Source organism: Candidatus Paracaedibacter acanthamoebae (genome assembly GCF_000742835.1).
GTDB lineage: Bacteria > Pseudomonadota > Alphaproteobacteria > Paracaedibacterales > Paracaedibacteraceae > Paracaedibacter > Paracaedibacter acanthamoebae.
Genome location: NZ_CP008941.1, coordinates 1502498 through 1520860 on the forward strand (window position 1 = coordinate 1502498; position 18363 = coordinate 1520860).

9 protein-coding genes and 1 pseudogene are annotated in these 18363 nt (G+C 41.2%); all 10 read right to left on the reverse strand.

The genetic code is table 11. The features are described 5' to 3' along the window. Positions 1 to 88: 88 nt before the first annotated feature. Complete coding sequence (locus ID47_RS11865; RefSeq protein WP_051908715.1) at positions 89 to 3175, reverse strand: SEL1-like repeat protein; 3087 nt, start codon at positions 3173 to 3175, stop codon at positions 89 to 91. 122 nt (positions 3176 to 3297) lie between these two features. After that, positions 3298 to 5346 (reverse strand): SEL1-like repeat protein, encoded by a 2049-nt coding sequence (locus ID47_RS11870; RefSeq protein WP_051908716.1) that lies wholly within the window; start codon positions 5344 to 5346, stop codon positions 3298 to 3300. A 5-nt stretch (positions 5347 to 5351) separates the two neighbouring features. After that, a complete protein-coding gene (locus ID47_RS11875) occupies positions 5352 to 7094 on the reverse strand; it encodes an SEL1-like repeat protein (RefSeq protein WP_051908717.1) in 1743 nt (580 codons plus the stop codon). 227 nt (positions 7095 to 7321) lie between these two features. After that, positions 7322 to 9976, reverse strand: a complete 2655-nt coding sequence (locus tag ID47_RS11880) for a pentapeptide repeat-containing protein (RefSeq protein ID WP_051908718.1) — start codon at positions 9974 to 9976, stop codon at positions 7322 to 7324. A 49-nt stretch (positions 9977 to 10025) separates the two neighbouring features. Then, the gene (locus ID47_RS06770; RefSeq protein WP_038465087.1) at positions 10026 to 11981 is read right to left on the reverse strand and encodes a hypothetical protein; all 1956 of its coding nucleotides are present in this window, start codon (positions 11979 to 11981) and stop codon (positions 10026 to 10028) included. A gap of 128 nt (positions 11982 to 12109) precedes the next feature. Next, a complete protein-coding gene (locus ID47_RS06775) occupies positions 12110 to 14065 on the reverse strand; it encodes a tetratricopeptide repeat protein (protein WP_156956692.1) in 1956 nt (651 codons plus the stop codon). Further along, the gene (locus ID47_RS06780; RefSeq protein ID WP_038465091.1) at positions 14043 to 15149 is read right to left on the reverse strand and encodes a hypothetical protein; all 1107 of its coding nucleotides are present in this window, start codon (positions 15147 to 15149) and stop codon (positions 14043 to 14045) included. Before ID47_RS06780 ends, ID47_RS06775 begins: the two co-directional genes overlap by 23 nt. A 12-nt stretch (positions 15150 to 15161) precedes the next feature. Further along, positions 15162 to 16859: a hypothetical protein gene (locus ID47_RS06785; protein WP_038465093.1), complete on the reverse strand. Its 1698-nt coding sequence runs from the start codon at positions 16857 to 16859 to the stop codon at positions 15162 to 15164. 516 nt (positions 16860 to 17375) lie between these two features. After that, positions 17376 to 17690, reverse strand: a pseudogene (locus ID47_RS11885) (transposase); the annotation flags it as partial. Between the two features lie 104 nt (positions 17691 to 17794). After that, positions 17795 to 18064, reverse strand: coding sequence for a hypothetical protein (locus tag ID47_RS11890; RefSeq protein WP_051908720.1), 270 nt, complete (start codon positions 18062 to 18064; stop codon positions 17795 to 17797). Positions 18065 to 18363 lie beyond the last annotated feature (299 nt).

The window sequence follows — 18363 nt, forward strand, 5'->3', positions numbered from 1 at the left end:
ATTTAATCCTCCATATTTATTTTTCTCTTGGAATCCCTTAACTTTTTAGGGCTCAGGTGTTTGAAGCAGCAATAAAGTATAAAAAAATTCAGGGAAATAGGTACTCATTTTCTTTCTGAAACTTCTGGTTTCGGCAATATTGCCCTTTTTCTACCTCGTCTAGAAACAGATTATAATAAATCCTGAACTTTTCAGCTTCCTCTTTAACCGCTTGCACTTTACTTGTATAAATAACAGCTAACTCATTTTTCCGAGCTAATCTTTTTGAAAAGCCAGGTTCATCTATTTTATATAAATCAAGCCACTGCAGCTGTTTTTTGATTTCAGTTTCTGCTTTTTCCAACGCATCCTTATAAGATGCGTGCAGATGCTCAAGTATACTTTCAACTTTTTTATAAGAATACTTGCTGTTGAGGTTATTGACAATTTCCTCAGCAAATTGGACGTTGTCTTCACCAAAACTAAGGTAGCCCTTAGAAAGGAGCGTATGTTGCTTGACATATGGTGTAATATTTGTTGCTTTTTGACGGTTCTCAATGACGGTTCTATCTTTTGGCTCTCTAAAAACAAGGCAGCTAACCATTAAGCCTGGCCGAGTATTTAGCTGATGACGCCACCCAATAAATTGCATCATTATCTCTTCGAGCTGTTCATAAGCAGCACAATGTAAGAGAGAATGTTTTCCATTAACATCATATTTATTTTGTATAAGCATTGCTTGCCAACAGCTAAAGAGATACCCTTCGATAGAGTTAATTTGCTCTTGATAATTTTGATCAGTCATAGCCGGAGAAGAACTAATCTTAAAAATATTTAATAGATAGTCTTTACTCTTTGCTTTCATAAACCACAAACTTGCTTGCGCAACATCCCTATTTATTACGTTACCAGCTTGGTATATTAACCCTAAACTGGTTTGAGCAGCTGCATATCCTTGTTTTGCAGCCTTTGTATACAATTTGACTGCTTTATCATAATCACGCTTCACCCCTAATCCATACTGGTACATAAGTCCTAAATTGACACAAGCGGCTAGATATTCTTGTTTTGCAGCCTTTGTATACCATTCAACTGCTTTAGTATAATCACGCTTAACTCCTAATCCATCGTGGTACATAAGTCCTAAACTGGTTTGAGCAGCTGCATATCCTTGTTTTGCAGCCTTTGTATACAATTTGACTGCTTTATCATAATCACGCTTCACCCCTAATCCATACTGGTACATAAGTCCTAAATTGACACAAGCGGCTAGATATTCTTGTTTTGCAGCCTTTGTATACCATTCAACTGCTTTAGTATAATCACGCTTAACTCCTAATCCATCGTGGTACATAAGTCCTAAATTGTTCTGCGCGGCTGCACACCCTTGGTTAGTAGCCTTTGTGTACAATTCCACTGCTCTAGTATAATCCCGCTCTACCCCTAACCCATGTTGGTACATATGACCTAAATTGTTTTGAGCGGCCGCATGTCCTTGAGTCACGGCTTTTGTGTACAATTCCACTGCTCTAGTATAATCCCGCTCTACCCCTAACCCATGCCGGTAAATATGCCCTAAATTGTTTTGAGCCGCTGCATGCTCTTGAGTCACGGCTTTTGTATACCATTCGATTGCTTTGTTAAGGTCACGCTCTACCCCTAACCCATGTTGGTACATATACCCTAAATTGTTCTGGGCCGCTGCATGCTCTTGAGTCACGGCCTTTGTATACCATTCCATTGCTGTGGTATAATCATGCTTAACTCTTAACCCATGTTGGTACATATACCCTAACTCATTTTGAGCGTCTGCACGCCCTTGGTTAGCAGCCTTTGTGTACAATTCCACTGCTCTAGTATAATCACGCTCTACCCCTAACCCATGCCGGTAAATATGCCCTAAATTGTTTTGGGCTGCTGCATGCTCTTGAGTCACGGCTTTTGTATACCATTCGATTGCTTTGTTAAGGTCACGCTCTATCCCTAAGCCCTCTTGGTGCATACGCCCTAAATTGTTCTGGGCCGCAGCTTCGCCTTGTTTAGCAGCCTTGGTATACCATTCGATTGCTTTGTTAAGATCACGCTCTATCCCTAAGCCCTCTTGGTGCATACGCCCTAAATTGTTCTGGGCCGCAGCTTCGCCTTGTTTAGCAGCCTTGGTATACCATTTCATTGCTTTGTTAAGGTCACGCTCTACCCCTAACCCATGTTGGTACATATACCCTAAATTGTTCTGGGCCGCAGTCTTGCTTTGGTTAGCTGCCTGAGTGTATAACTTAAATGCTTTGCTATAATCCCGCTCTAAACCTAATCCTTGTTGGTACATATACCCTAAACTACCTTGAGCAATTGCACATCCTTTGCTAGCAGCCTTTGTAAACCATTCAATTGCTTTGCTATAATTACGCTCAATTCCTAAGCCTTCCTGGTATATATGCCCTAAATTAGTTTGAGCAAGTACAAATCCTTTGCTAGCAGCCTTTGTGTACAATTCCACTGCTCTAGTATAATCACGCCCTACCCCTAATCCCTCGTGGTACATAAGTCCTAAATTGTTCTGAGCCGCAGCCTCGTCTTGGTTAGCAGATTTTATATACCATTCCACTGCTTTCTCCTCGTCAAGCTCAACTCCTAAACCATATTGGTACATAAATCCTAAATTGCTCTGAGCCAGGGCGCTGCCAGCTGTAGCCCGAATTTTTACACTGCCAGCAATTTCTCTATATAAAGAGGATTCTTTTGCTTTATCTGCTAAACTTAGCAACAGAAAGAGATATCTATCATCTTGCTGAGCTTTTTCTTTTATTCCTCCCCAGGTAAAAGGTTCGACTAGCACTTCCATGCAGGACATTACGCCTGTTGTTAAGCAGCGTATGATAATTTCTTCTTGAGCATGTGTATCATTATTATTAGCAAGTGCAGCTAGTTCTTTGATATTCATTAAGGTGTATTTAGCGAGTATGGCTCTTACAGCTTCATCTTGCTGGTCCTCTTGCTTTTCTTTGTCTTTAAATTCCTCTAAAGACAGTGCTTCCGCTTGCAGGCAGCCGTGTGTTTCAACTCTAGACGCTACAAGCTTCTCTGGGGTTTCAGAAGTATACACACGAGAAGAGTTGACAATTAACCCTGCTGCTACAATAAAAGTAAAGGGGAAAGTGACCGCCTTAGCGCCATAAATATTGAAATTTTCCAACATACCTTAGGCCTCCATATTATTTTTTGTCTTAAAATGCATTAATTTTGCTAGAATCACTATTTTCGCGCCAGCAGACGAGCATAAAAAAAGATATTGCCAACTCAACTCAAAATTAGAAGTTTTTACTCTAAATTCAACAGATATTCGTTTTCTTGTTGGAACTTCTGATTGCGATAATATTGTCCTTTTTCTACCTCGTCTAGAAACAAATTGTAGTAAATTCTGAACTTCTTAGTTTCCTCTTCAACCGCTTGCACTTTATTTGTGAATGTAATAGCTAATTCATTTTTCCGAGCTAATCTTTTTGAAAATTGAGGCTCTTCTATTACCTCTAAATCAAGCATTTGCAATTGTTTTTTAATCTCAGTTTCTGCTTTTGTCAGCACCTCCTTATAAGCCTCTTGCAGCTGCTCAAGAATACTTTCAACCTTTTTATAGAAATGTTTACTGTTTAGATTATTGATGATCTCATCAGCTAATCGAACATTGTCTTCCCCAAAACTGAGGTAAGCATTAGCAAGAAGCGTTTGTTGCTTCACATAAGGAATAACCTTTGTTGCTTTTTCGCGTTCTTCAACAGCGGTTACATCTTTTAATGTTTGAAAAACAAGGCAGCTAATCATTAAGCCTGATTGAGTCCTTAATCGATGACGCAAACTAATAAATTGAACCATTATTTCCTCAAGTTGCTCATAAGCGTCACGATTTAAGGAAGAATATTTATCATCAAGATCATATTTATTTTGGACAAGCATTGCTTGCCAAGAACCAAGGAGATCAGCTTCGATGAAGTTAATTTGCTCTGGATAAGGGGGTGCCGTCAAAGGCGGAAGAGAATTAATCTTAAAAATATTTAAGAGATGGTCTTTACGCTTTGCTTTCATAAACCAGAAACTTGCTTGCGCTAGATCCTTCTCTATTCCTTTACCATATTGATACATAAACCCTAAGCTGGTTTGAGCGTCTGCATACCCCTGACTTACCGCCTTTATATACCATTCCACTGCTGCGATATAATCACGCTCTACCCCAAAACCATTTTTGTACATAGTTCCTACTAGATGCTGAGCCCTTGCATGTCCTTGGTTTGCAGCCTTTGTATACAATTTGACTGCTTTATCATAATCACGCTCTACCCCTAACCCATGTTGGTACATATGACCTAAATTGTTTTGAGCGTGTGGATTACCTTGGTTTGCAGCCTTTGTATACAATTTGACTGCTTTATCATAATCACGCTCTACCCCTAACCCATGTTGGTACATATGACCTAAATTGTTTTGAGCGGTTGGATTACCTTGGTTTGCAGCCTTTGTAAACCATTCCACTGCTTTGGTATCGTCACGCTCCACCCCTCTTTCATGTTGGTACATATACCCTAAATTGTTTTGAGCGTATGGATCACCTTGGTTTGCAGCTTTTGTATACCATTCCACTGCTTTGGTACCGTCATGCTCTACTCCTAACCCATGGTGGTACATATGACCTAAATTATAGTACATATGCCCTAAACGGTGTTGAGCGGTTGCATGTCCTTGGCTTGCAGCCTTGGTATACCATTCCACTGCTTTAGTATCGTCACGCTCTACCCCTAACCCATGTTCGTACATATGGCCTAAACGGTGTTGAGCGGCTGCATGTCCTTGGCTTGCAGCCTTTATATACCATTCCACTGCTTTGGTACCGTCATGCTCTACCCCTAACCCATGTTGGTACATATGACCTAAATTATAGTACATATGCCCTAAACGGGTTTGAGCGTATGGATTACCTTGGTTTGCAGCCTTTGTATACCATTCCATTGCTGTGGTATAATCATGCTTAACTCCTAACCCATTTTGATACATATATCCTAAATTGTATTGAGCAGTGACCTCTCCTTGATTTGCAGCTTTTGTATACCATTCCACTGCGTTGATATCGTCACGCTCTACCCCTAACCCATGTTGGTACATATGACCTAAATTGTTTTGAGCGGATGGATTACCTTGGTTTGCAGCCTTTGTATACAATTTGACTGCTTTATCATAATCACGCTCCACCCCTCTTTCATGTTGGTACATATACCCTAAATTGTTTTGAGCGGATGGATTACCTTGGTTTGCAGCTTTTGTATACCATTCCACTGCGTTGATATCGTCACGCTCTACCCCTAACCCATGTTGGTACATATGACCTAAATTGTTTTGAGCGTTGGATTACCTTGGTTTGCAGCCTTTGTATACAATTTGACTGCTTTATCATAATCACGCTCCACCCCTCTTTCATGTTGGTACATATACCCTAAATTGTTTTGAGCAGTGGCCTCTCCTTGATTTGCAGCTTTTGTATACCATTCCACTGCTGTGGTATAATCATGCTTAACTCCTAACCCATTTTGATACATATATCCTAAATTGTATTGAGCAGTGGCCTCTCCTTGATTTGCAGCTTTTGTATACCATTCCACTGCTGTGGTATAATCATGCTTAACTCCTAACCCATTTTGATACATATATCCTAAATTGTTTTGAGCGTATGGATTACCTTGATTTGCAGCTTGGGTATACCATTTGACTACTTTATCATAATCACGCTCTACCCCTAACCCATGTTGGTACATATGACCTAAATTGTTTTGAGCGGTTGGATTACCTTGGTTTGCAGCTTTTGTATACCATTCCACTGCGTTGATATCGTCACGCTCTACCCCTAACCCATGTTGGTACATATGACCTAAATTGTTTTGAGCGGATGGATTACCTTGGTTTGCAGCCTTTGTATACAATTTGACTGCTTTATCATAATCACGCTCCACCCCTCTTTCATGTTGGTACATATACCCTAAATTGTTTTGAGCGGATGGATTACCTTGGTTTGCAGCTTTTGTATACCATTTCATTGCTTTGTTAAGGTCACGCTCTACCCCTAACCCATCTTGGTACATATGCCCTAAACTGTTTTGAGCGTATGGATCACCTTGGTTTGCAGCCTTTGTAAACCATTCCACTGCTTTATCATAATCACGCTCCACCCCTCTTTCATGTTGGTACATATACCCTAAATTGTTTTGAGCGTATGGATTCCCTTGATTTGCAGCCTTTGTATACAATTTGACTGCTTTATCATAATCACGCTCCACCCCTCTTTCATGTTGGTACATATACCCTAAAGTGTTTTGAGCAGTAGCATCTCCTTGATTTGCAGCCTTTGTAAACCATTCCACTGCTTTGGTATCGTCACGCTCTACCCCTAACCCATGTTCGTACATATATCCTAAATTGTTTTGAGCGTATGGATTCCCTTGATTTGCAGCTTGGGTATACCATTTGACTGCCTTGATATCGTCACGTCCCACCCCTAACCCATGGTGGTACATGTACCCTAAATTGTTCTGAGCTAGTGCTCTTCCAGCTTTAGCTCCGCCCTTTACACTGCTAACAATTTCTACAAATGCAAAAGACTTTTTTTCTTTATCTGCTAAACTTAGGAAGAGAAAGAGAGATCTATCATCTTGCTGAACCTTTTCTCTTATCCCCGTCCAACTAAGAGGTTTAACAAGGTGTTTCATTAAGGGGGTTACATATATTGTTAAGCAGCGTATGATAATTTCTTCTTGAGCATGTGTATCATTATTATTAGCAAGTTCAGCTAATTCTTTGATATTCATTAAGGTGTATTTAGCGAGTATGGCTCTTACAGCTTCATCTTGCTGGTCCTCTTGCTTTTCTTTGTCTTTAAATTCCTCTAAAGACAGTGCTTCTACTTGCAGGCGGGAGGGAGCTTCAAAATCAGTTAAAATTTTAGAAGGTACAAACCCCAGTAGAGTTTCAGAAGCGTATGCGGGTAAAAGGCTGACAATAATCCCTAAGACTATGACAAGACTAAGAAAGGGAGTGTCCGCTTTGGTAGGGCCGCAATCATTGAAATGTTCTAGCATGCTTTAATACTCCATATTATTTTTCACTATTCTCAAGCCATGTTAAAACTTAAAAAACTTTAAAACTCAGTAGACCAACTTATGTTCCCTAAATATTGAGGGGGATAAATTGTTAAGTTAGTAGGCATCCTTTCTGAGGTGTACCGTTACTTTTTTTATAACCCTCTACCCCTAAGGTATCTATTTCCTTTGGTCGATCAGACAATACAAGAGAAACACCTAAATTATTAGTCTGTCAGGTAGCCATGTCTCATCAGAATATATTCAAAGAAAGCAGGTTTGTAAGGATTTGGCGAGTTATGAGGATCAAAGAAGTCATTTTCTTCAAACTCTTCAAATGCCTGGCTTAGCTTTGGGAGACAGAACAGATCCTGGCGCGCAAATTCAATGAGTGCTTCGGTAGGTATTTCTTTTTTTTGAAGGGAAGCATTCATAATCAGCTCGGTTAAAGCTTTTACTGTCAAGGGCGGGACTTCGGTATATAGAGAAGAACTATCAGAATTGCTGAAATGCAATGTTCCTCCTTTAAAAAAGCGCTTAATCACCTTTGAAGGAGAATATTTGGTATCTTCCCCCTCTCCCCATGTTGGGTACGTCGGATGGTTAAAGATTTGAGGTAACCCTAATGGTAAGCGGACTCTTTCTTCGAGAAGTCGCCCAGCCTCGGTTGCTTCTTCATGGGCACCGGGAAGGGGGTTGCGATGTAACTGGAGGAAATGTCGTTTATAATTAGTAATGACCTTACTAATATGGAATCCTAAAGGTCTTCCTCTTGTCCCTTCAAAGGTGAGGCTCCAAAGTTTCTCCTGTAAAAATTCGGAAAATCCATCGGCACACCTCTCATTATTCTGCAAGAAAAGCGCTGCCGCAGTACCCTGGCGATACTGTAGGTTCCTCTCATCAGCATCTATGGCTTCTGGTGCGTCACCGTGGACGACTTCCACGGTTCCTTCCTCCAGCGGCTCCCCCTGCCCTTCTTGTTGGATTATCCTGTTATAAACCCGTAAGAATATCCTTCTTAAGGCTTCTTGATTATCATGGAGGAGTTTGTCCTCAAACAGGGAAGGCAACTGTGAGGCGAGGTCTTCAGTATAAGCCGGATGGGATGGATTATAAGCTCTTTCCAGATCTTGTTGGATTTGTCTGAAGGCTTCTAAGCTAATTTCTTCATCTGAGATATCGTCAAAATTCATGTCGAGATAGGCTTTGAGGTAGGGATCTTGGAGAATAAGCATATGGTTGAGCCGACGCCCCTCCTGAGGAAGCTCTTGAAGATACTTAGTCAGAGCTCCCATAGCTTGTTGAAAATCCTCACTTAAAGAATAAAGGGGTGCCCCTTCATATATGATTTCATAATCTTGTCCTAGCTCTGCTCTAATCCAAGCTGCAGTCATCCCGCTGAATCTTCCTACTTCTTCTAGGATATCGATGGGAGCGTCTGGTTGTTGCCTTAAGAGCACCAGCTTGGCAGACGTATTGGCATGTTCGTGCAGTTCCGCTTCTTCGTATAAGCTAATTGCTTGTCGCAAATCTTGCTCTACACCTCTTCCCCTTTCGTAGAGAGAGGCAAGATTAAAGAGCGCCTCAAAGCACTCTTTAGCCACAGCGTCCTCATAATATTTTTTAGCTTCCATATAGTATTTTTTAGCTTCCTGCTCAGCTCCAGCGTCTTTTTCAGCCTGAGCCAGTAGCTCACACATTCTCCCTGCATTATATAAAGCGCTAACCTTACCTCGTACAGCCGCCTTATGATAGCTTTTGCGAGCTTCCTCCAGATCTTGCGTTACGCCGACCCCTTTAGCATAAAAATCGCCCACTTTAGCAAGAGCACCTTGATCATCGTGCATAGCGGCTTTATTGTACCACTTAAAAGCTTGAGTCAAGTCCTGAACTACATATTGGCCAAACTCGTGCATGCGGCCAAGCATGACCATTGCATCTAATTGGTGCTTGCCAATAGCAGCCTCTTTGAACCATTTATAGGCTTCCCTATAATCTTTAGGGACACCTAACCCATTATAATAATGCCGACCTAATTCATAGGCGGCCTGGGGATGGCCCTTTTCAGCAGCTTTCTCATAATAGAGTATAGCTTGAGCAAGGTCTATATTATGTGAAACTGCCTCAGGCGGACCTTTGGCCCAGGCTTTGGCAAGACAATACTGGGCCCCGGGATCATCCGAATAGTTTGCTACTATACGGCGAAAGTTAAATTTTGCCATAGGAAGGAAATGTCCTTGACCATCTTGAGCATCTTCATAATGCCGCTCTGCTCGACCCCGATCAGGACTGATGAGACCATAACCATTCTCACACATCCAACCCAAGTTGTTCATCGCTTCTCTTACCCCTTCATTAGCGGCTTGCTTATAAAACTCATAAGCAATTTCAGGATTATCGCCATAGATTTCATGCAAATAGCCCAAGGCAAAGGCATTTATGGGAGAAGGAGAAAGAAATGACAGCGTTGGACTAAAATAAGCAATATCTCTGGGACCATAGTCCCGCAAATCTAAAATAGAAGTCCCTGTTTGAATACGGTGAATACGTCCAGGTGCTTGTAAGAGAGATAAATTTGGAAGACGTAAGCCCTCTATTCCCTGAGCACCGCTTAAGTCAGCACCATAAAGGTTTGCCCCCTCTAATTTGGCACCTTTTAAATTAGCTCCTCTTAAATTAGCCCCCCTGAGATCAGCGCCTTCAAGATCTGCCCCTTCTAAATTACTGCTCGGGAGATTCCAGCCATTGAGTTTACATCCTTTAAGGTTGCCATAAGGACAATGATGTGTCTCCCTTAACTTGTCCAGATCACTAGCGTATATAAAGCTGGTAAGAAAGTAAGAGGCTAAGAGATATCTTGTTAATTGTATTTTGTATTTCATGGTTCGACCTTTCCATTATATATATTTTTTTATTCCATAAAAGTTGTGCCTAATAAGAGCGCCTTATATCCAAGGAGAGATAATGCGCACTTTGAATGAACAATTCCTCTTCTGGTTCCTCTCCCGACCAGTCAGGAATTCCGCGAAAATAATTTTCCTCTACTAAAGAGACATCAGAGCCAAAAGTTGCCTTAAGAGGCTCTGATGTATTCTTAATGGAAGAAAAAACTTCGTTTACTCTTTTTCCTTCATCTAGGAAATTTTGATACTGTGTACTAATATTGGGATAGCAGTCTGCAAACAACTCCCATAGTGTTGGCGGAATTTTCTTTTCCCTTACAAAGGCTTTCATTTTATACAGCAAAGCGCTAATAGTCTGGGGCACTGATACTTTAAACGATAAGAAAGGTAGCCTTAACTCCCTCCATAATTCTGATAAGTATCGTTCAGAAAGAAGTCCATCTTTATCTCGCCGCCCATGTATCTTATGTCTAGCGTACCAAAGCAAGATATCTTTTAAGTGTTGATAGCGAGCCGCTTGAATCTGCAGAGTCTCTAACCATTCACGTATTAACTGTTTAGGATCTACATTATTAATCAAGTTAAGGGTTGAGGGACTAACGGCTTCGTGCATAGCCGGAAAAGTTAATAAGACAGATTTTAGAACCCCCTCGCCAAATTTTCCTAAAGGCGATGTTATTACGTGATCGTTATCAATGCTGACCCAACCCCACTTCCTTCCTTCCACAGAAGTGACAATAAAATTATCAGCCTTACCATCCTCAGGACAGGTCAACAGCGCTCCCAGAACTTGGCGGGAGAAATGTTCACCATCTAACTCCAGAGTATTATTTTCTTCAAGAACTTCCTTACCTGTTGGTCCAGCAATTCCTTGGGAAGCTTGTAAGAAGAACGGCCCCTCATAGTGATTCTCTTCCTTCCTTTCAAACTGCACGGCATCTAGAAGCAGGAGTCCTGAAGTTGGTATTTCAATCCCTAGCTTGTTATAAAGGCTAAAAAGCATATATTCTCGTGAAGGGTTAATACGAGAGAAGCCATCACTTTTAAAATAAACGGTTTTAGATTCAGGATAAGCTCTAGATACGGGAGTATGATCCTTGGAGGGCAAAAAAGTGACACGATGAGTGCCATTGGGGCTAAGGTGCTCAGCTTCCCTCCGATTCTTATTATAGCCAAGAATATACCGTGCTCGAGCCTGGGATATACGATAAAAAGGTTCTGGTAAGCATTCGCCCATCAATAAGGCTTTCGGCTCAAGCATTTCGTCGGAAGATTCTATAGGGGCTAGGCACGCTGTATGAATATCTATCAGGAAATCCTCATATAATGCAGCAACTTTGTCCATGAGAATAGGTCCTTCCAGATACTGTGGAAAAAGCTGAGCAAGAAGCCCCTTGAAGGAATGGATTTCCTTTTTTATAGTGTCAAGCTCAGATGATATACTTTCTGGAAAAAGGAAGATATCGTTGAGTTTTAGATACCCTTCGCATCCCTCTTTGTTAATGAGACGTTCGGGCTCAATAAGTTTTGACCAGAGATTATCCCATTTGTTACGAAATTCAGTGTCTGCTTCCAGATACTTTTTCAGCACTTTTTGTAAACTATAACGGGCATTCAAACGGGGGTCCGGTTGAGCTCCAGTCAATTCTATGATCTGTTGTATGAGATCAGCACGGCTTATATCTTGTTCTATCTTTTTAGGGGTAGTCTTGAGCAGTTCTTGGGAAGTTCCATTAGCGGACTCTTTAGATTGATTGCATCCCTTAGAAAAGCTTGAGCTATTGCAGTTTATTTGCTTTCCCCCTTCATTCTCATAAAAGTGCTGACACAGTATATCCATGAGAATATACCTTTGTTCGGTTATGGCCTTACTTTCTTCTCCCAACTCCATTGCATTTAAGGAAGAGCTCAAAAATAAAAATAAAGCCCATAAACCCCGAATTTTTTGTCGTTTAGCAATCAGACCTCTGTCAAAAAATGTCATTTTCTATTCTTCTCCGATTTTTAATTCATCTTTAACTTTAAAAAGGGCGCCTAGATATAGGAAATCAGGATAGTAAGATCTCGTTACTGCTTTGGTCAGGTATTCGAATCTTTCTATGAAATAAAGTTTCACTCCGTCCTTAATTTAGAGTGGAGTAATCCCCCGCCTGTCTTTTCATCCTCCCTGTTATCGTGATCCTGCTGCATCTCCTCAAGCATACCTTTAGCTCCTGCGTGACCATTTTTGGCAGCTTCTTGGAAGTGTTTTGTTGCTTCGTCATTACCCTCATCATGGTAAATTATTCCAAGCATAAATTGGGCGTCTGCGTTACCTTTTTTTGCCGCTTGCCAAAACTGCTCCTTCGCTGCCGCCAAATCCTTGTTCTTACCGTCGTCATAATAAGTCATTCCAAGCATGAATCGAGCATCTAGACTACCTAATTCGGCAGCTTGCCTAAACCAGCTTATAGCGCTGTCCATCTCCTGGTTCTTATAGGCTATTGCTCCTAGCATGCATAGAGCTTCAAGATGCTCTTGTTTGGCCACTTCTTGAATTAACTCTATAGGTAAGTCTCGGTACAGTACCTTCCCCATGTTAAATTGTGCCTCTGAATCGCCATTTCGAGCCGCAGGTAACCATTTACTTACCTCTTCATATCCTTCCATCTCCCAATGAGGCGGCATTATGATATTAACTCTAGGGGACAAGTCATTCTCTTCTTCGAGAGAGTGAGGTAATATCTCAGCATCAGTGGGGCCATCAGAATAGCTTAATTGTTCAACTGCCGGATTGCTGAAAGTTCTAGCTTCAGTAGAATGTACCGCTGAATCTGAATTGGGTTTTTCTTGTGAATCAAAATTAGCTTTCTTCTCTAGGGCAATACGAAGCCCCTCTTGTAATGCTCGCTGGGATTCCCCTACCCGGCAAACCCCTTCTGTGAGCAAGATAGTCGGGCCAGGCGTCTCTCCTATCTCAGAAGTGCCCTGGATTTTCCCTAAGGGAGACAGCTCATCTTTATTCTTTTGGACGGCTGCTCTCTCTTGCATGTCTACGGGAACGAGATCGTTCCCTATGCTTTCCCAAATATCTAATTCTCTCATCTTATTCACTTTTAAATCTAGAGTAAGTTCTGCGTCAAAGATATGTAGGTCAGTTGTTGTATCTATTTCATGAGTTTCCTCAGTTTGATCCAAGAAAGATGGCTTACTTCCATTTTCTTGCGAGCACCCCCTCTTTTGCATCTCTTCGTAAATTGGTGGGTTCTTTGAATACCCCCTAGTAGCCAACCGACTCGACTTACTCTCTTCCTCTGAATCAGAACGAAACTCTCCTTTTAAATTCAGATTAGTATCTTCATGTAAAGCTTGATTATGTTCCTTTTCTAACTCTAGCTTGTCCTCCGTTACGTGGTCATAATCTTTGCCGTGAAGGAGGTTTGAGCCAGTTGTCTTACGTATTTCATGAGCAGTCTGGATTTGCCTCAAGGAAGATAATTCATCTTCGTCTTTTTGAGGGCCTTCTTTAACGTATAAATCTTTGGGCGCTAGTTCGTTATATATGCTGTCTATAATATATGCCTCCCCAATTCTATCTCCTTCCTCTGAATCAGAGCAAAACTCCCATGCGGAATAAAAGTTTTGCCTTTCTAGTCTATCTAGATGAGGTTCTTTTTCTAAATTCCGTTGGGACTGGGCTATAGAGCACCTTCCATTGGGGATATGGGGGCCAGGCACATTACCTGCTTCATAGGTATCCTGGAGGTCCCCTAAGGGCAAGCCTCCCTTTTTATTTTTTTGCTCGTCTTCGCTCCTGGACCATTCTTGATTGATTAGGTCGTTACATAGTTTTTCCATAAGCTCAATTCGTGTATGCTTTTCCTCTGAACCAGGGTGAAGCCCGCCTTGCAAGTCTTCGAAAACTGATGGGGCCCATAAATAATCTGGTATATCAGCCGCCTGGCTAGACTTATCCTTTTCCATAGCCATTAACGAAGGGTAGGAGGAACTAATAAGTATTAGTTTAAGGATGAGCTCATAAAGCCTCTTTGAAAGAAGAAGATAATTAGTCTCTAAAAGTTTCATCATCTGACTCCGCATCTTCATTCTCAGGTCCGTGCATAGCTTGATATCTTTGGGAGATAGCGATTTCTAGGACTCTTTGCACTGGTACTTCCGCTTTTGTTTGTCTGTCGGTTTGGCTTATTTTCTTTAAGTTATTAGCTTGTCTCGCTAATGAATCTCCGCTAAAGGGCGCACTTATAGCTCCCACAGGATGCGAATCTTCCTGGCATCCAGCCGGACTTGGATCTGGTGGTGGGGGTGGAGGTACCGCCGATCCACCTGAGTCTGCAGTAGAAGCTTTTACCTCCCTATTGCCTGCCATTTGATTACCAGTCTGGGTTGGGGTCATTACGGCCGGACTCGGAGGTGGTGGGGGCGGAGGTACCGCCGATCCACCTGAGTCTGCAGTAGAAGCTTTTACCTCCCTATTACCTGCCGTTTGATTACCGGTCTGGGTTGGAATCATTACGGCCGGACTCGGAGGTGGTGGGGGTGGAGGTACCGCCGATCCACCTGAGTCTGCAGTAGAAGCTTTTACCTCCCTATTGCCTGCCGTTTGATTACCGGTCTGGGTTGGAGTCATTACGGCCGGACTCGGAGGTGATGGGGGTGGAGGTACCGCTGATCCCCCTGGTTCTCCAGGGGAAACGTTTAATTCCCAATTGTCTATAGATTGATCCGGAACTTGAGTATGAGATAAGCTCTGCTCTTGCCCTTTTAGAAGAGCCATAATCGAAGGATGGAGATATTCAGCAAAAGAAAATATTTTTTCTTTATGTATCATACCCACTTGATAAAAGCATAGTGTAGCTAACTCCTTATACTGCTTAATACTCTCGCGGGTATTATCGGAATTTAATTCTGTTATGCAATTATCCCAAATACGATGAAAAGCGTATGCTTCTTCTTCAGTTATTTCCGTTCTCCTGCGGTCAGCATCCGACATTATTGCAAGGCTTGCTAATCTTTCAAAAATTGAGGGATTGAGGATACTGTTTATACCTGACTTTTCTGACAGATCCATTCCATGCGAATGGGCGCACATTAGGCTATAAATTACTGCACGTTTGAAGCTTTTATTCGCCATAATCGGTTGTAATTTTTTCATTTTAATCCCTTATTAATTCCAGTTTATCCCGAATTTTTTCCCCATGCAAAAGAGAGCCAACCAATTCATATGGCGTACCAGAATCTGATGAACAAGCCTTATCATTCCATTAGAAATATCACTTTTGCTGTATTTCACGGGCTTAGCTTCTTTTTCCAAGGCCTTATTTTCCACGATCTTGTCGCATAGCTCCACAACCAAGGCCAATTCTTCAGCTTTTTGCCAAGAAAATACGGTTTCATTAGCGAGGCCTACCAATAAGTGCCCTAGTAACCCTCCCGGAATGTCCTCGAAGAAAGCCTTCGCCCAAGGCTCCATCTGGTCTGTTGTTAACGAACTCTTATGAAGGTTTAAAATGTGATAAAAGATTTTTTCATCCCCTTGCCTTTTCGAAGATTGATCCCCCACCAAAACCTCCTCCAAGCGATCGGAATTTACCGCTTTTTTATAAAGCTGATCCGCTTGGCATTTAATCCCCCCAAAATTAAGGTCCTCCAAAGGTTTTATAAGCCTAGCTAGGATGCAAAAGCTGAAAACATCTTCCCGTAAGCGCCATTTAAAATTACCAAATAATTCTTTAATTTGGTCTTGATAGCGCAGGATTGGGTTGGTATCACGACCTACATGATGATAGTCTGGGAATTCTAAGCGACTTATACTCAAGTCATAAATAAATGATACATTTATCTTTCCGAAGATAGGATCTTCTCTAGGAATGAAAGCACGCATTATAGATTCTAAGTCTTCTTGGAGAAGGAGAAACCCGTCCTTAATACCAAGATTGTAAATAGTTTTAGTTCGAATGTCCGCCAAAAGCTTGAATTTTTCCTCTACTTCTATTAATTCGCTATCATCTGCAGGGTTATTATGGCGGACTATTCTTTCCTCCAGATCTTCAATTATTTGTTTTTTTGCCTGCGCTTCAATTTCGTAAGTTTCAAAAGGGTATTCAAAGGCTTTAATTTGCTCTTGTATCTTTTCTAAAGTTCTTTGATAAGTTGTGCGCTCGTCGGTACGTTTCGCATGAGAAAGACAAGTCTTTATACGTTCTTCAGATACCTTTAATACTTTTACTACCTTCTTGATATCTCCTGAATCCACGTGTGATTTTAAGTATTCTTTTTGGATATCAATGTGTTTAAGTAAGTCCTTTAATTTATTTTTATGCTCCTCAAGATCATTTATTGACTCTTCTAGAGTGTATTCATTGCCATTATTGTACTGGTGGTACTGCTCATCTCGTTTCGTTTCCCAGGCGGAATAAGCCTTACTTATCATCTCTTGGAAGTATTGGGCCTGGAAAAAGTGGTTGCAACGTGGATAATGGAAAGGAGTAAAATTTAATGCCCGCAACTGGTCTTGTCGTTCCGAATTGTAGACAGGCTTCCTTGGTCTTTCGGGAGCAATAACGAGAGATCTATCCTTTTCCTCTCGACCCGTATTCTTATAAACTGAGTATAATGCTCTGAAAATCGGATCCGATTTAGGAGTAGGGCTAGAGGGAGGTGTACTTAAAGGGCTTCCACTGGGAATATTTTCATCTTTCCTGTCCTCCCTTCTTTCATGGGACGATCTTTCGTTGTGGATGTGTTCATAATCCCCCTCCCTTTTGTGGTCATCCCATCCCTCTGGTTTCTCCATCCCGTAGCCAAGGGAAGCTGACAGGCAGAATAGCGCAATCGAAATCTTATTTCTTATTAATATATTCATTTTAATTCTCTTTAATGTATATTATTTAGTGGCTCGTGGAATGCTGTTGTAGCCATAGCAAAAGTCGTAGCAAATGCAAGTTTCCCCATTTATATTCTCCTAAGATATTAAAATTGCTAAAAGGTATATCTTCCTAAATAAGCAATCCCTATAAGGTACACATGCTGGACCCTACAATTAAAATTTGCATTTATCTTTCAGGAAATTGCCTTAAGGGGGTATCCTTAAGGGTAAGCAATCGGGGTAATTAAAGCTCTCCGTAGAAGATCATTCAAAAAAATCCTTAGAGTGTGTGAACATTTTTATCTGAGCCAAATAAAAGTGGAAACGAAATGAAGGAAAGCTGTGAAAGCCAAAGCTACTTTATCAAAACGCGAAAACTCTTCTATACCCAAGCAGACTGAAGAAGTCGAAATTATGACGAGTAGATATGAGGCGACTTTTAGGCAAAAATGACGATAATAGCAGGCTCTCTTTGAGGAGTTTTTGTTTAAAAGTGAGACCATAGATACGACGTCAGAAATCGGCAGCTTTACTCTGCTTGGGTATATAGTGTTTGATATAGCCGAAAAAACATTCTATGAGATGCCGCTCTTTATAGATATGTTGATCAATTACTCTTGGTGCAAAGCGATTTCTTCTGGAAGGTGCATACTCCTGAACTTTTAGGAATTCAATAAAAGCTCGGCTATCATAACCTTTGTCACCTAAGGCCGCGGTATGATTGATATTCTCAGTTAAAAGTTCAGCTTGAGTAATCTCGTTTCTTTGTCCGGGGGTTAGGATGAATTTAAGGGGATTACCTAAAGCATCCACCAAAGCATGAATTTTAGTTGTAAATCCGCCTTTGCTCCGGCCAAAGGCCTAATGAACGTGACTATCTTTGTGATAACCAGCAACGCAAGCATGGGCACGAATACTTGTGGCATCAATCATCATAAGCTCTGGATCTGGTTCGCTTTGAATCGTCTTGAAGAGATACCCCCAGCTTCCTTTGTTTGCGCATATTTTAAACCTTTGATGAACAAAGCGCTATGGCCATAGTAGATATGAAGGAGGCGCCCTTGGCAACCCGCGCGGGCCATGTACCAAACTGCCTCTATAAACAGACGTAATTCTGCTTCTTGGGCACTACGGATGTCTCGACGCTCTCTCCAAATATTAAAAATTTGTTCCCAATGATCTTTTTTAATGAAATAATTCATCTGGGTAGTGTTCCTTTTGGTTTTGTCACCGGTACACTACCATTTTTTTATTTAACTTTTAGAAATGTTCACACAACTTAGAGAATAATTCATAAAAAGCTGTTATCAAATCCTCTGAGATGGTAGTGCTTACACCAAGCTTACAATACAAAGCAGAAACTGAGATATCAACTTCTACTTTTTTTAAGAATTTCTATGGTTTGGCTGTGGGTATATCTTAATTGTTTGACTGTAAAGTAATTTCTCTTTTTATGGGAATTTTCTATTTTAAAACACCTCCTTTTTGAGAGAGGATTACC

Coding starts and splice junctions, on each gene's coding strand:
- ID47_RS11880 (WP_051908718.1), bottom strand. CDS start 9,976: ATGAAATACAAAATACAATTAACAAGATATCTCTTAGCCTCTTACTTT.
- ID47_RS06770 (WP_038465087.1), bottom strand. CDS start 11,981: ATGACATTTTTTGACAGAGGTCTGATTGCTAAACGACAAAAAATTCGG.
- ID47_RS11865 (WP_051908715.1), bottom strand. CDS start 3,175: ATGTTGGAAAATTTCAATATTTATGGCGCTAAGGCGGTCACTTTCCCC.
- ID47_RS06775 (WP_156956692.1), bottom strand. CDS start 14,065: ATGATGAAACTTTTAGAGACTAATTATCTTCTTCTTTCAAAGAGGCTT.
- ID47_RS11875 (WP_051908717.1), bottom strand. CDS start 7,094: ATGCTAGAACATTTCAATGATTGCGGCCCTACCAAAGCGGACACTCCC.
- ID47_RS06785 (WP_038465093.1), bottom strand. CDS start 16,859: ATGAATATATTAATAAGAAATAAGATTTCGATTGCGCTATTCTGCCTG.
- ID47_RS11870 (WP_051908716.1), bottom strand. CDS start 5,346: ATGTACCAACATGGGTTAGGGGTAGAGCGTGACGATATCAACGCAGTG.
- ID47_RS11890 (WP_051908720.1), bottom strand. CDS start 18,064: ATGAATTATTTCATTAAAAAAGATCATTGGGAACAAATTTTTAATATT.
- ID47_RS06780 (WP_038465091.1), bottom strand. CDS start 15,149: ATGAAAAAATTACAACCGATTATGGCGAATAAAAGCTTCAAACGTGCA.